Source organism: Micromonospora sp. NPDC005979 (assembly GCF_040614415.1).
Lineage (GTDB): Bacteria > Actinomycetota > Actinomycetes > Mycobacteriales > Micromonosporaceae > Micromonospora.
The window spans coordinates 153,731-166,928 of record NZ_JBEXUR010000009.1 but is presented as its reverse complement, the minus strand read 5'-3'; the positions used below and the strand labels follow the sequence as shown (position 1 = coordinate 166,928).

Here is a 13,198-nt window from a genome sequence, read left to right as displayed (position 1 = left end):
CCACGCTACCGGCCCGGCGCGAGGCCGGGACGTGCGGCGCTGTGGGCCCAACCACGATGTGCGGCGGATGCGGGGGGTTACCCGTCATGCTTGTCCCCGTGCGGATCACGTCTGCCCTCGTCGACCCGGCGCTGCTCGACCTGCCCTGGTCGACACCGCTGGAAGAGTGGCCTGCCCAGCACCTGGTGGCCCTGCCGCAGGGCATCTCCCGGCACATCGTCCGGTTCGTCCGGTTGGGCGACTACGTGTACGCCTTCAAGGAGACCCGCGAGCGGATCGCCGAGCGGGAGTACGACCTGCTGCGGGCGTTGGAGCGGATCGACTTTCCGTCGGTCGAGGCGGTGGCGGTCGTCGCCGACCGGCAGGCCGACGACGGGGAGCCCCTCGAATCGGTGCTGATCACCCGACACCTCCAGTTCTCGCTGCCGTACCGGGCGCTCTTCTCGCACACCCTGCGGCCGGAGACGATGAGCCGCCTCCTCGACGCGCTCGCGGCGCTGATCGTGCGGATGCACCTGACCGGCTTCTTCTGGGGAGACTGCTCGCTGTCGAACACGCTGTTCCGCCGGGACGCGGGGGCCTTCGCCGCCTACCTGGTCGACGCGGAGACGGGTGCGCTGCACAACTCGCTCTCCAACGGGCAGCGCGGCGAGGACCTGGAGATCGCCCGGGTGAACATCTTCGGGGAGGCGTTGGACCTGCAGGCCGCCGGCCTGCTGCACGAGTCCATCGACCCGGAGGTGGTCTGCGAGGAGGTCGTGCAGCGCTACGAGCGGCTGTGGCACGAGATCACCTACGAGCAGGCGATCGAGCGACAGGCGCGGCACGACATCGAGGGACGGATCCGTCGCCTCAACGACCTGGGATTCGACGTGGCCGAGGTGGCCATGTCGAGCGCTGCGGACGGGCGTTACCTGGTCCGGCCGAAGGTCGTCGACGCCGGCTACCACACGCGACGGCTGCTGCGGCTCACCGGTCTGGACGCCGAGGAGAACCAGGCCCGCAAGCTGCTCAACGACCTGGACGCCTACCGCGCGGAGAGCGATCTGACCGACGAGCAGCAGGCGGCGCACCGCTGGCTCACCGAGGTCTTCGAGCCAGTGGTCCGGGCCGTGCCCGCGCACCTGCGGCGCAAGCTGGAGCCGCAGGAGCTGTTCGCGCAGATCATCGAGCACAAGTGGCTGCTCTCCGAGCAGGCCGGCCGGGACGTGGGGATGCGACACGCGGTCCAGTCGTACCTGTCCGACGTGCTGGTGCACCGCCCCGACGAACAGGCCATCCTCGGCGTCGACGTCCCCAGCCTGAGCTGATCGGACCCGCGTCACTCCACCCAGGAACCGCCGCGCAGCACCCGTACCACGTTGAGGTCGTCGTCGAGCACCACCAGGTCGGAGCGGAGACCCACCTGGAGGGCGCCGACGCGGTCGCCCAGGCCGATCGCGCGGGCCGGGGTGGTCGCCGCCATCCGGGCGGCGTCGGCCATCGGGATTCCGGCGTGCACGGCGTGCCGCAGTGCCGCGTCCATGGTCAGCGTGCTGCCGGCGATCGCGCCGTCGCGGGCGAGCCGGGCCACCCCGTCGGCGACGGTCACCGCCTGCCCGCCCAGCTCGTACTCACCGTCGGCCATTCCGGCTGCGGCCATCGCGTCGGTGATCAGCGCGGCCCGGTCGGGGCCGGCGGTCGTGGTGGTGAAGGCCAGCATGCCGTCGTGCAGGTGTACGCCGTCGGCGACCAGTTCGCAGACCACGGTGGACGCGTCGAGCAGGGCCACCACCGGGCCCGGTTCGCGGTGGTGCACCGGGCGCATGCCGTTGAACAGGTGCGTACCCACGCTCGCCCCGGCGGCGATCGCGGCCTGGGTCTGCTCGTAGGTGGCGTCGGTGTGACCCACGGCGGCCACCACGCGCTGCGCGGTGAGCAGCTTGATCGCCTCCAGCGCGCCGTCGCGCTCCGGGGCGAGGGTGACCATCCGGACCGCGCCGTGGCCCAGCTCGATCAGCTCGGCCAGCTCATCCGTGGAAGGGTCCCGCAGGTACTCGGGGTTCTGCGCGCCGCAGCGGGCGGTGGAGAGGTAGGGGCCCTCGAAGTGGACCCCCGCCAGCACACCCTCGTCGACCAGCGGCGCGAACGCCTCGGTGGCCGAGCGCATCACCGCGAAGGGCGCGCTGACCAGGCTGGCCAGCAGCGTGGTGGTGCCGTGTCCCAGGTGGAATGCCGCCGCCGCGCGGGCCTGGTCGGCGTCCCCGGTGGTGAAGGTGTGGCCCCCGCCGCCGTGCGTGTGCATGTCGACGAAGCCCGGCAGGATCCAGTGCCCGTCGCGGACCGACGGATACTCGGCCACCGCGGTGATCCGTTCACCGTCCCACTCGACGCAGCCCTGCCGGATGACACCGGTCGGGGTCACCACTCGGCCGTTCACCCGTTCGGTCATCGTTCCTCCTGTTGGTCAAGCACGGTCGGCGGTCAGGGTGTCCAGCGCGAGCAGGGCGGCCCCCAGGCAGCCGGCCTCGTCGCCGAGGGCGGCCGCGACGAGCTGCGGCTCACGGTGAAAGGTCATCCGCTCGTGCAGCGCCGCCCGGAGGGGGACGAGCAGCAGGTCGCCCGCCTGGGCGAGACCGCCGCCGAGCACGATCGTCGTCACGTCGAACAGTGCCTGCCCGGTGGCCAGGCCGTCGGCGAGCGCCTCGACGGCCGTACGCCAGACCTCGGCCGCGAGTGGTTCGCCGACCGCCGCCCGTTCCGCCACGGCGGCAGCCGTCACCGGAGCGTCGGGCCGGCCGTCGGCCAGCTCCGCGTAGCGCCGGCCGATCGCGGACGCCGACGCGACCGCCTCCAGGCAACCGGGCCGCCCGCATCCGCAACGCGGGCCGTCGGGTCGGACCATGATGTGGCCGATCTCGCCGGCCGCGCCGTGCGCGCCGACGGCGGCCACGCCGCCGACGACGTGCGCGGCGGCGATGCCGGTGCCGATCGCCACGAAGAGCACGTGGTCGGCGCCGCGTCCGGCCCCGAGCCGGGCCTCGGCGAGGCCACCGACGCGCACATCGTGGCCGAGCGCCGTGGGCAGCCCGAGCCGTCGTACCGCCAGATCCCGCAGCGGTACGTCCCGGAAGCCCACGTTCGCCGACCACACCGCCACCCCGCGCGCCTCGTCCACCACCCCGGGGACCGCGATGCCGATGGCGACCGGCGTGAAGCCGTCGGCGCGGGCCTTGGCGGCCAGCCCTTCGGCGATGCCGAGGATGGTGTCGACCACGGCGGCCGGCCCGCGCGCGGCGTCGGTGGGGTGTCGTTCGGTGCGTACCGCCACGCCGTCCGGCCGGACCAGGGCGCACTTCATGCCGGTGCCGCCGACGTCCAACGCCACGACCACCCGGTCGTCGCGCCCGGCACCGCTCACGCCAGTACCACTGACCGTGACAAGTGTCGCGGCGCGTCCGGGTCGAGGCCACGGCTGGTCGCCAGGGCGACCGCGAACCGCTGGGCCAGGATCAGGTCGGCCATCGGGTCGACCGGGGTACGACCGGCCGACCAGCTCCCGAGCACCGTGCGCCAACCGTGCGTGCGGCTGTGCACGAAGGCGGCACCGGTGGCGGCGACGTCCTCGGGCAGCCCGTCGGGCAACTCACCGAACGCCCAGACCAACCGGCCCGGCGCGGCGACCGAGATGGGACCGTGCCGGTAGTCCATCGCCGGGTACGCCTCGGCCCAGAAGGTGGCCGCCTCCCGGCACTTGAGGGCGGCCTCCTGGGCGAGGCCGACCGTCCAGCCGCGACCGAGGAAGGTGGCCTGCTCGATGGTGGCCGGGTCGATCGGCAGCGGGGAACGCACCGCCACCTCGGCGTCGGCGGCGAGGGCGGTCATCGGGTCGCCGAGGTTCGCCCGGAGCAGGGCCAGCGCGGTCGTCGCGAAACGGGTCTGCACCACCGAGCGCTCGTCGGCGAAGGCCATGGTCACCGCGGCGGCGGCCAGGTCGACGGCGGGCGCCGCCGGGTCACCGACGATGACGGTGGTGGGCGTACGACCGCGCAGCGCGGCGAGCAGTTCCAGCACCTCGGTGGTCGTGCCGGAGCGGGTGATCGCGATGAGCCGGTCGTAGCGGCGGCCGGCGGGGAACTCGGACGCCTGGAACGCGTCGGTCTCGCCCTGGCCGGCCTGCTCGCGGCGGGCCGCGTACGCCATGGCCATGAACCACGACGTGCCGCAGCCGACGACGGCGACCCGCTCGCCGGGGCGCGGAAGGTCGGCACGTACGGCGATGGACAGCGACGCGGCCTCCCGCCAACAGTCGGGTTGGCTCGCGATCTCCGCGTCCACGTACGCCATGGGTAACTCCTCGCAGGGCCGACCTGTCTGCGCAATACGGCTCGTAAGGGCCGTATTTCGCGCGTTATTCTGCGCGAACCGGGGTGGTCGTGGCAACCGGCCGGCCGATCGCGCAGGCCAGCCTTTTGCGCCAGCCCAGTTTCGCGCACTAGTGTGCACGCAATCAATCACCGAGCGTGCAGTTACTGGGAGGGCCCCCGAGGTGGACCGGTACGCCAGATGGAACGCCCTGCTGGAGATGTTGACCGACAACGGTCGGGTCGGCGTCGAGGCGGCCGCCGAGCGGCTGGACGTCTCCCAGGCGACCATCCGGCGTGACTTCGACCAGCTCGCCCAGCAGCAGATGATCACCAGAACCCGGGGTGGCGCGGTCGCCAACGGTGTCTCGTACGACCTGCCGCTGCGCTACAAGACGGCCAAGCACTCGGCCGAGAAGCAGCGGATCGGGGCCGCCGCCGCGGCGCTCGTCACGCCCGGAACCGTGGTCGGCCTGAACGGCGGCACCACCAGCACGGAGGTGGCCCGGGCGCTCGCCGTCCGGCCGGATCTGAACACCAGTGCCGAGGGCGCCCAGCTCACCGTGGTGACCAATGCGCTGAACATCGCCAACGAGTTGCTCGTGCGGTCCCGGATGAAGGTCGTGGTGGCCGGCGGCGTGGTGCGCCCCAAGTCGTTCGAGCTGGTCGGCCCGCTGGGCGGTGCGTTGCTGCGGGAGGTCACCCTGGACGTCGCCCTGCTCGGGGTGGACGCGATCGACCCGCAGCTCGGCGCCGCCGCCCACCACGAGGGAGAGGCGGCCATGAACAATCTGATGGTCGCGCGCGCCAAGCGGGTCGTGATCATCGCGGACTCGTCCAAGCTGGGTGGTCACGCCTTCGCCCGGATCTGCCCGGTCGAGCGGGTCGAGACGCTGGTGACCGACTCCGGGGCCGCGCCCGAGGTGGTGGACGCCTTCCGGGCGGCCGGCGTGCAGGTCGTCTGCGCCTGAACGGTCACGCTCCGTCGATGAAACGCATCGACCGGCGTGTCAATGCATACCGGGTATCGCGCACCGCTGCATACCGCGTATGGTGTCGGCTGTCACGCCCACCATCGGGGGAGGTGCAGCTTGCCAGCTGTCCTGGAGATCGAAGGTCTACGTAAGACGTACAAGAGTCGTCGACGCGGCACCCGCAACGCGCTCGACGGCTTCGACATGCAGGTCGACGCGGGGCAGGTGCATGGCTTCCTGGGTCCCAACGGGTCCGGCAAGACCACCACGCTGCGTACGCTTCTCGGCCTGATCCGGCCCGACGGCGGACGGATGACGCTGCTCGGGCACGAGGTGCCCGCCGCGCTGCCCACCGTCGCCGGCCAGGTCGGCGCGATCGTCGAGAGCCCACAGTTCTTCCCGCACTTCACCGCACGGGACACGCTGTCCCTGCTGGCCGGGGCGGGCGAGGTACCCGCCACGCGGGTCGACGAGGTGCTGGAGCTGGTCGGGCTGCGCGACCGGGCCGGCGAGCGGGTCAAGACGTACTCGCTGGGCATGAAGCAGCGGCTCGCCGTCGCGTCCGCCCTGCTCAAGAACCCGAAGCTGCTGATCCTCGACGAGCCGGCCAACGGCCTGGACCCCGGCGGCATCCGCGAGATGCGTACGCTGATGCGCAACCTCGCCGAGTCCGGGATGACCGTGGTGCTGTCCAGCCACATCCTCGGCGAGATCCAGCTCATCTGCGACTCCGTCACCATCATCTCGCTCGGTCGACGGGTCGCCTTCGGCCCGGTCGACGAGGTGCTCGCCCAGCACTCGTCCGGCGCGGTCCGGGTACGCCTGGAGGCGGTCAGTGACCTGCCGACGGCCACCGAGGCCCTGACCCGGGCCGGCATCCGGGTCACCGGGCACCCGGACCACCTCATGCTGACCGGCGTCGACAAGCCGGCGTCGGTGACCCGGCTGCTCGCCGAGCAGAACCTGTACGTCAGCGAATTGGCCCCGATCGCGGTCGACCTGGAGAGTGTCTTCCTCGAACTGACCGCCACCGCGCCGGTCCCCGGCCAGCACCGGCAGGTCGACGAGTCCATGAAGGTCGGTGGCACGGGTCAGCCCGGCGCCACCGGAGGAGGGTGGGGCGCGTGAGCCTCTATCGGACGGAGCTGCGCCGGCTGGTCAAGCGGCGCTTCACCCGCTACATGACGCTGCTCGGCCTGCTGGTGCTGGCCGCCGTGGTGGTCGGCGTGTTCTTCACCAACCAGAAGATCGACGCCGGCCAGTTTGCCAAGGCCGAACGGCAGGCCGACCAGCAGTACCAGGAGCAGGTCCGCTGGAGCGAGCAGGAGCGGGTCAACTGCGAGCAGGCCAAGAAGGCCGGCACCTCGAGCGACGGCCGCTACCCCGACGACTGTTCAATGATCACGCCGCCGCCGCGCGAGGAGATCAAGGCGGAGTGGTTCCTGCCGTCGACGTTCAACTTCCGCAAGACGTTCGACGAGACGCTGGTCCCGTTCGCGGCGATCCTCGCCCTGGTCGGGTTCGTGATCGGCGCGTCCTTCGTCGGCGCCGAGTGGAGCACCGGCGGCATGATGAACCTGCTGCTCTGGCGGCCGAAGCGGCTCACCGTACTGTTCACCAAGCTGGCCGCGCTGCTCACCGGCATCCTGGCGGTGACACTGCCCGCCGCGGTGCTGTGGTTCGCCGGCTTCTGGGCCGTCGCCAGCTTCCGGGGCAGCACCGAGAAGATGACCTCGGGGGCCTGGCAGTCGTTCGTCCTGACCGGGGTGCGCGGCGTGGCGCTGGTACTGGTGATCACCACCATCGGCTTCGCGCTGGCCTCGCTGGGCCGGCACACCGCGATGGCCCTCGGCGGTGTCGTGGCGCTGATGGTGGTCGGCCAGTTCGGCCTCGGCATCCTGCTGTCGATGGCGAACGTCAAGTTCGCCGAGGCGTGGCTGCTGCCCACGTACGCGCTGGCCTGGATGACGAAGACGGTCAAGCTGGAGAACTGGCAGTCCTGCAACGCGACCTACTTCGGTGAGTGCAAGCCGGAGACGATGGACATCACCTGGCAGCAGTCCTCCGCCATCTTCTCGGTCGGGCTCGTGGTGATCCTCGGCGCGGCGGTCTGGGCGATGCGTCGCCGCGACATCTCCTGATCGACACGTCAACGGCCCGGCGCGGCCGGCTTCGACCGTCGATGTTCCGACGGGCGGGGCCGGCCGCGCCGGCTGCTGCGACCTTGGTCGCCCCTGACTAGGCTGAACGGCATGCCCGCCGACGCCACCCCGGCCGCCCCCGAGCCGTCCACCGACGCTCGGCCGGCCGAGGCGGCCGGCGGAGTCGCGCCCAGTGTGCCGACCCCGCGACCGGCACCGCCCGTCGAGAGCACCGACGACGGCGAGTTGGACGACACGGCCGAGCCGACCACTGCGTCTCCCGCCTCTCCGGCGGCCGGCCTGACCACCCGCGAACAGGCCATCCTCGCCTTCGAGCAGCAGTGGTGGCGGCATGCCGGCGCCAAGGAACAGGCCGTGCGGGACACCTTCGGCGTCTCCTCGACGCGGTACTACCAACTGCTCAACGGTCTCCTGGACAATCCGGCGGCGCTCGCCGCCGATCCCGTGCTGATCAGCAGGTTGCGCCGGCTGCGCTCCTCGCGCGCCCGCAACCGCCGCCGCTGACCGGCGGCGTCACCCCTTCTCGTACCCCTGCAGGCCGTTGCCGATGGCGAAGAACGTCGGAGCCCACTCGCCGATGAAGATGCCCCACCGGTCCGCCCGCGCCACACCGGCCCGCTCCAGATGCTTCGAGAGGAACCAGCTGGTGAACGACAGGCCGATGCTGACGAAGCCGGCCATGTACATGTGATCCGCCTTGAGGCCCGATTGGTGCAACCGCTTCAACATGCGATCCCCCTGACGCCATGGAAGGCCCCGAACCGCCCTCCACCTGCGAAGGGACACTGCGGAGGCCGGACTCTGTCACGCTACCGCCGGTGGCCGCCCGACGAGCCCGGGTTGCCGCGATATCGGCCGGCGCAGGAATGTGGCCAGGACCGACGGGTAAGCGGGGTACGCCGTCGGACGACCGAGGGAGTGGGCGATGAGGGGTGCCGACCCGAGTGGGCCGTGCCGATGATGCGGGTACGTTCCGCGTCCGCGCCGGCCCCGGGCCGTCCGGTCAACGAGGACGTGGTCTTCCAGTTCGGTCCGCTGGTCGGTGTCCTGGACGGCGCCACCGTCCCGGACGGCTTCGACACGGGCTGCGTCCACGGGCCGGAGTGGTACGTCCGACACCTGGCCGCCCGGCTCGCGGTGGCGGAGGCGGCCCGCCCGGCGGCCCGCCTGACCAGCAACCTGGCCGCGGCCATTCTCGCCGTCCGCGCCGACCACGGCGGGCAGTGCGACCTCGACCACCCGGGCACCCCGTCCAGCACCGTCTGCCTGCTGCGCGACTGCGGCGACCAGGTCGACTACCTGGTGCTCTGCGACAGTCCGCTGGTGCTCGACGTGGACGGCCAGGTCACCGTGGTGACCGACGACCGGCTGGACACAGCGATGGCCGAGCTGCGGCAGACCCTCGCCACCGTGCCGGCGGGCGCGTCGGACCCGGTCACGCGCTTCCGGCACGCTGTCGGCGTCCAGCGGGAGCGGATGAACCGTACGCACGGTTACTGGGTCGCGGCGGCCGACCCGGACGCGGCGTTCCACGCGGTGACCGGGACGGCACCCCGGCGGGGTTCGGCGACCCTGCGCCGGGCGGCGCTGCTCAGTGACGGCGCGTCCAGCGCGGTCGAGCAGTTCGGGCTGACCGACTGGGCGGGACTGCTGGATCTGCTGAGCGCCGAAGGTCCCGCCGCGCTGCTCGGCCGGGTGCGGGACGCCGAACGCGATCATCCCGATCGGCTCCGCCGGCACAAGTCGACCGACGACGCCTCGGTGGTGTTCTGCGAGTTCGGGCCATAGGCCAAATGACGACGGAGCGTGAGGAGAAACACGCGAACCGCCCGACCGGCCGGTACCCGTGGCCGGACCGCCATCCGCTGCCCAATGGGGTGGACTTCGGCCGATGAGGCCGGCAGACTGCGGCACGTGGCGAGTGCGGTCCGGCTGGAGCCGGTGGACGAGCGGAATCTGGAGCCGTTGCTCTCCGTAGCGGCTGCCGAGGCCGAGCCGGGTGAGGTGATGCCTCCGGTGGAGGCGCCCGCCGGCTGGTCGCTCGCCCGCCGGGAGGCCTTCCGCGAGTTCCACCGGGCGAGCTTCGCCGGACTGGACGGCCCGACCGGCTCGCAGATGTACGCGATCCTCGTCGGTGGCGAGGTGGTGGGCATGATCCGGATGACGCGCTGTGACACTCCGGGCACGGTGGAGACCGGCATGTGGCTGGGCCTCTCGGCTCGCGGGCAGGGGATCGGCGCGGCCGCCCTGCGGGAGTTGCTCAACGTCGCCGCCCGCGCTGGAATGCGTGCCGTCGTCGCGGAGACGACGCCGGACAATGTCGGCGCGCTCGCCATCCTGGAAAAATGCGGTGCGAAACTGCGCGAGGGTGACGGAAAGGTGCACGCCGAAATCTGCCTGGATTCGACGCCGCCGGCTCTCTGACGACTGAAGGTCGGCGGCGACTCCACCGGGGCCGCCGCCGACCGTCGGATCAGGCCGGGAGGCGTACGACGTCGTAGTCGACGGTCGGGCCGGGCTCGACGTCGAACCGGCCGTTCACCACGTAGAGCGCCGAGCCGAGCAGGTCACCGGTGGCCGGCGACCGCAGCGCCGGGCTGGTGATCTCCCGCCGGACCACCCCGGCGGTGCCGTCGGCGTTCAGCTCGACGACCGCGACGACGTTGCTCAGGTTCCGGATCACGTAGAGGGTGCGGCCGCGCAGGACCAGCCCGTCCGCCCGGTCCACCGAGTAGCCGCCGAGGTCGACGACCTGGCTGGCGCCGGTGCGCGCGTCGACGCGGACCAGCCGACCGGTCAACATCTGGGCGACCAACAGGTCCCCGTCGGGAAGCGCCACGATCCCGTTGTTGAACGCGTCTCCGGTGGCGGCCGGTCCGGTGAGCGGCAGCACCCGGGCGGCGGTGGCGGCGGGCAGCCGACCACCCGCAAGCAGCGGTACGACGTACAGCACCGGTCGGGCCGAGTCGGTGAAGTAGACGGCGTGCCGGGTGACCACGAGGTCGTTGACGATGCTGCCCGGCTCGTCGGTGAACCGGTAGTTGGCCAGTTGCCTGCCGGTCGCACCGTCGTAGACGCTCGCCGTGCCGGCGGAGAAGTCGGCGGTCCACAGCCGGCCCTGCGGGTCGAGCTTGAGACCGGCCTTCTCCCTCCCCGGTGCGCCCGCGATGAACACCGAACCGTGTCCGGTACGGAGATCGCCCCGCCAGACGGCCCCGTTGCCGACCGAGCCCACGTAGACGGTGGTGCCCCGGCCGATCGTCAGCCCTTCGGGGCTGTACCCGTCGGGCAGGGCGATCCGGGACGGGAACGACGTCCCCGGGTGGGCGTTCGCGGCCGGACCGACCGTGGCGAGGGTTGCCGCCGCCACCAGGGGGACGACGAGAAGAGAGAGCAGCCTGCGCAAGGGGAACACCGCCTGTCGTCGAGTGGATGTCTCCACTGAGGAACGTGTCGCCCTGGTAACGCTCCGCGTACCCCAGAAGGTTGGAGCGGCGCTCAGTCCCGCTCGGCGGCGTACGCGGCCAGCCAGGCAACCTGGGCCGGGTCCAGCGACGGGCGGACGCGGTCGCGGGCGGTGGCGACGTGCGCGGCGGTGACCGTGGCCGCCGCCAGCGACTCCCGCATCGCGGCGAGCGCCGCCTCTCGGATCACGGCGGCGCAGTCCGCGGCCGAGAAGCCGTCCAGTTCCGCGCCGAGGGCGGCCAGGTCGACGTCGGATGCCAGCGGCACGTTCCGGGACGCGGCCCGCAGGATCTCCGCGCGGGCCGGACCGTCCGGTGGTGGCACGTAGACCAGCCGCCCCAGCCGGCCGGGCCGCAGCAGCGCCGGGTCGACCAGGTCCGGCCGGTTCGTGGCGCCGACGACCACCACGTTGCGCAGCGCCTCCACCCCGTCCAGCTCGGTGAGCAGCGCCGCGACCACCCGATCCGTGGTGCCGCCGTCGGTGGCCTGCCCGCGTACCGGGGCCAACGCGTCGACCTCGTCCAGGAAGATCAGCGTCGGCGCGGCCTCCCGGGCCCGGCGGAACAGCTCGCGGACGGCGCGTTCGCTCTCGCCCACCCACTTGGAGAGCAGTTCCGCGCCCTTGACCGAGAGCACGTTCGCCCGGCCCGACCCGGCGAGCGCGGTGACCAGGTACGTCTTGCCGCAACCGGGCGGCCCGTAGAGCAGCACGCCGCGCGGTGGCTGCACGCCGAGGCGGGCGAAGGTGTCCGGGTAGGTCAACGGCCACAGCACCGACTCGGTCAACGTCTGCTTGACCTCGTCCAGTCCGCCGATGTCGTCAAGCGTCACCGACGCCAACTCCAACGTCGACGCGGCCATCGTCGTCGGCCGGACCACCTCCAGGGCGGCGGTGAAGTCGGCCATCGACACCGTGGGCGTCGACGCGGACTTCTGCCGCAGCGCCGCGCGTACCCCGGCCTCCCGGACCAGCGCGGCCAGGTCCGCCGCGACGAACCCGGGGGTACGGCCGGCCACCTCGTCCAGCCGCACGTCGTCGGCGAGCGGGACCTGCCGGGTCAGCACGGTGAGCTGTTCGCGGCGCAGGGCCGCGTCGGGCAGCGGCACGCTGATCCGCAGCGACAGCAGGTCCGGCGCGCGCAGCGCCACGTCGACGGCCTCCGGCCGGCTGGTGGTGCAGACCACGGCGACCCCCGCCCGGACGACCTCCGCGAGCACCTGCCGGAACACCGTGGCCAGCGGACCGGGCTCGTCCGCCGGGGCCAAGGCCTCCACGTCGGTGACCAGCAGCACGGCCGGCCCGCCGGCCCGGGCCGCCGTCGCGGCGGCGCGCAGCCGGTCGGCGGCGGCCTGGTCGGCCAGCGCGACCACCTCGGGCGCCCACAGCGGGTGTACGCGGGCACCCACCCGGGCCGCCACCGCCCGGACCAGCGCCGACTTCCCGGAGCCGGCCGGCCCGGAGAGCAGCACGCCCAGCGAGACGGTGGTGCCCAGCCGGCCCAGCACCTCCCGGTGGTGGAAGCCGAGGTCGAGGAGTTCGGTCAACTCGTCCGCCTGGGCGCGCAACCCCGGCAACTCGTCCACGTCGGGCGCGTCCGTCTCGTCGACGGCGTCGACCGTCCCGGGCCGCCGGGCCGGTGCTGGCGTGCCGTGGGTGGCCGGACCGTGTTCCCAGGCGACCACCGTGTCCATGGTGACCAGCGACCCGGCGGACTCCTCGACGGCGACCACGGTGAGCAGGGTGCTCGTCCAGGCGAAGCCGACGCTGGTGGCAAGGCTGCGCCGGGCCGCCTCGACGAGACCGCGCGTCGACGCGTCCGGCAGCACGTCCTGGGGCAGCAGCGACACGTCGTCGCCGGCGCTGACCACCTTGCCGAGCAGGGCGAGCCGGAGCATCTCCGGGCTGACCGCCGCGATCACCTCCACCGGCCCGGCCAGGGTGACCCGGGCCGCCGGGGTCAGCGGCAGCGGCGAGACGCGTACCGACGCGCCGTCCCGTACGCCCAGGTTGCCGAGCGTGAGGTCGTCGGCGTAGAGCAGGGCGCTGCTCGCGCCCGCCCCGGCCGCCGCCACGATCCCGGCGGTCTCCCGGCGACCCGTCAGCCGCACCGGCGAGCCCGGGCGCAGGCCCAGCGCGGTCAGCGCCTCCGGGTGCAGCCGCACGATGCCCCGTCGGGCGTCCAGCGCGGCCGGTCGAAGGCTCGCCGTCAGGGTCAGGTCGGGTGGGGCCACCGCCCGACCGTAGTACCCGTCA

Annotated in this window: 13 protein-coding genes; 7 read left to right on the top strand and 6 right to left on the bottom strand. The window is 72.7% G+C overall.

Going from position 1 to position 13,198, the window contains the following annotated elements:
• The first annotated feature begins 86 nt into the window (after positions 1–86).
• A complete protein-coding gene (locus ABZ272_RS17360) occupies positions 87–1,310 on the top strand; it encodes a DUF4032 domain-containing protein (RefSeq protein ID WP_355050939.1) in 1,224 nt (407 codons plus the stop codon).
• A gap of 11 nt (positions 1,311–1,321) precedes the next feature.
• Here the strand turns inward: ABZ272_RS17360 and nagA are convergent, their stop codons facing one another.
• The 3 genes from nagA to ABZ272_RS17345 are packed head-to-tail and all read right to left on the bottom strand — an operon-like array spanning position 1,322 to position 4,326.
• Positions 1,322–2,431, bottom strand: a complete 1,110-nt coding sequence (gene nagA, locus ABZ272_RS17355; RefSeq protein WP_355050938.1) for an N-acetylglucosamine-6-phosphate deacetylase — start codon at positions 2,429–2,431, stop codon at positions 1,322–1,324.
• A 15-nt stretch (positions 2,432–2,446) separates the two neighbouring features.
• A complete protein-coding gene (locus tag ABZ272_RS17350; protein WP_355050937.1) occupies positions 2,447–3,400 on the bottom strand; it encodes an ROK family protein in 954 nt (317 codons plus the stop codon).
• On the bottom strand, positions 3,397–4,326 hold the full coding sequence (locus ABZ272_RS17345; RefSeq protein ID WP_355050936.1) for a sugar isomerase: 930 nt from the start codon (positions 4,324–4,326) through the stop codon (positions 3,397–3,399). The genes ABZ272_RS17350 and ABZ272_RS17345 overlap by 4 nt, the downstream gene beginning before the upstream one ends.
• Positions 4,327–4,528: 202 nt before the next feature.
• On the opposite strand from ABZ272_RS17345, the gene ABZ272_RS17340 reads away from it, so the two are divergent.
• From ABZ272_RS17340 to ABZ272_RS17325, 4 genes are all read left to right on the top strand, one after another.
• Positions 4,529–5,314 (top strand): DeoR/GlpR family DNA-binding transcription regulator, encoded by a 786-nt coding sequence (locus ABZ272_RS17340; RefSeq protein WP_355050935.1) that lies wholly within the window; start codon positions 4,529–4,531, stop codon positions 5,312–5,314.
• A gap of 120 nt (positions 5,315–5,434) precedes the next feature.
• On the top strand, positions 5,435–6,445 hold the full coding sequence (locus ABZ272_RS17335; protein WP_355050934.1) for an ATP-binding cassette domain-containing protein: 1,011 nt from the start codon (positions 5,435–5,437) through the stop codon (positions 6,443–6,445).
• Positions 6,442–7,458, top strand: coding sequence for an ABC transporter permease subunit (locus ABZ272_RS17330; protein WP_355050933.1), 1,017 nt, complete (start codon positions 6,442–6,444; stop codon positions 7,456–7,458). The genes ABZ272_RS17335 and ABZ272_RS17330 overlap by 4 nt, the downstream gene beginning before the upstream one ends.
• Before the next feature lie 111 nt (positions 7,459–7,569).
• Positions 7,570–7,983: a DUF3263 domain-containing protein gene (locus tag ABZ272_RS17325; protein WP_355050932.1), complete on the top strand. Its 414-nt coding sequence runs from the start codon at positions 7,570–7,572 to the stop codon at positions 7,981–7,983.
• Positions 7,984–7,992: 9 nt separating this feature from the next.
• Here ABZ272_RS17325 and ABZ272_RS17320 read toward each other — a convergent pair whose 3' ends face one another.
• Positions 7,993–8,208, bottom strand: coding sequence for a hypothetical protein (locus tag ABZ272_RS17320; RefSeq protein WP_355050931.1), 216 nt, complete (start codon positions 8,206–8,208; stop codon positions 7,993–7,995).
• 231 nt (positions 8,209–8,439) lie between these two features.
• On the opposite strand from ABZ272_RS17320, the gene ABZ272_RS17315 reads away from it, so the two are divergent.
• Positions 8,440–9,267, top strand: a complete 828-nt coding sequence (locus ABZ272_RS17315) for a hypothetical protein (protein WP_355050930.1) — start codon at positions 8,440–8,442, stop codon at positions 9,265–9,267.
• 126 nt (positions 9,268–9,393) lie between these two features.
• Positions 9,394–9,903: a GNAT family protein gene (locus ABZ272_RS17310; RefSeq protein WP_355050929.1), complete on the top strand. Its 510-nt coding sequence runs from the start codon at positions 9,394–9,396 to the stop codon at positions 9,901–9,903.
• Between the two features lie 49 nt (positions 9,904–9,952).
• Here the strand turns inward: ABZ272_RS17310 and ABZ272_RS17305 are convergent, their stop codons facing one another.
• Positions 9,953–10,885, bottom strand: a complete 933-nt coding sequence (locus tag ABZ272_RS17305) for a superoxide dismutase (RefSeq protein ID WP_355050928.1) — start codon at positions 10,883–10,885, stop codon at positions 9,953–9,955.
• 92 nt (positions 10,886–10,977) lie between these two features.
• The gene (locus ABZ272_RS17300) at positions 10,978–13,176 is read right to left on the bottom strand and encodes an AAA family ATPase (protein ID WP_355050927.1); all 2,199 of its coding nucleotides are present in this window, start codon (positions 13,174–13,176) and stop codon (positions 10,978–10,980) included.
• Between the last annotated feature and the right edge of the window lie 22 nt (positions 13,177–13,198).

Excerpts from the sequence above, each read along its gene's own strand:
- nagA (WP_355050938.1), bottom strand. The coding sequence starts at position 2,431 with ATGACCGAACGGGTGAACGGCCGAGTGGTGACCCCGACCGGTGTCATC.
- ABZ272_RS17360 (WP_355050939.1), top strand. The coding sequence starts at position 87 with ATGCTTGTCCCCGTGCGGATCACGTCTGCCCTCGTCGACCCGGCGCTG.
- ABZ272_RS17325 (WP_355050932.1), top strand. The coding sequence starts at position 7,570 with ATGCCCGCCGACGCCACCCCGGCCGCCCCCGAGCCGTCCACCGACGCT.
- ABZ272_RS17320 (WP_355050931.1), bottom strand. The coding sequence starts at position 8,208 with ATGTTGAAGCGGTTGCACCAATCGGGCCTCAAGGCGGATCACATGTAC.
- ABZ272_RS17345 (WP_355050936.1), bottom strand. The coding sequence starts at position 4,326 with ATGGCGTACGTGGACGCGGAGATCGCGAGCCAACCCGACTGTTGGCGG.
- ABZ272_RS17315 (WP_355050930.1), top strand. The coding sequence starts at position 8,440 with ATGCGGGTACGTTCCGCGTCCGCGCCGGCCCCGGGCCGTCCGGTCAAC.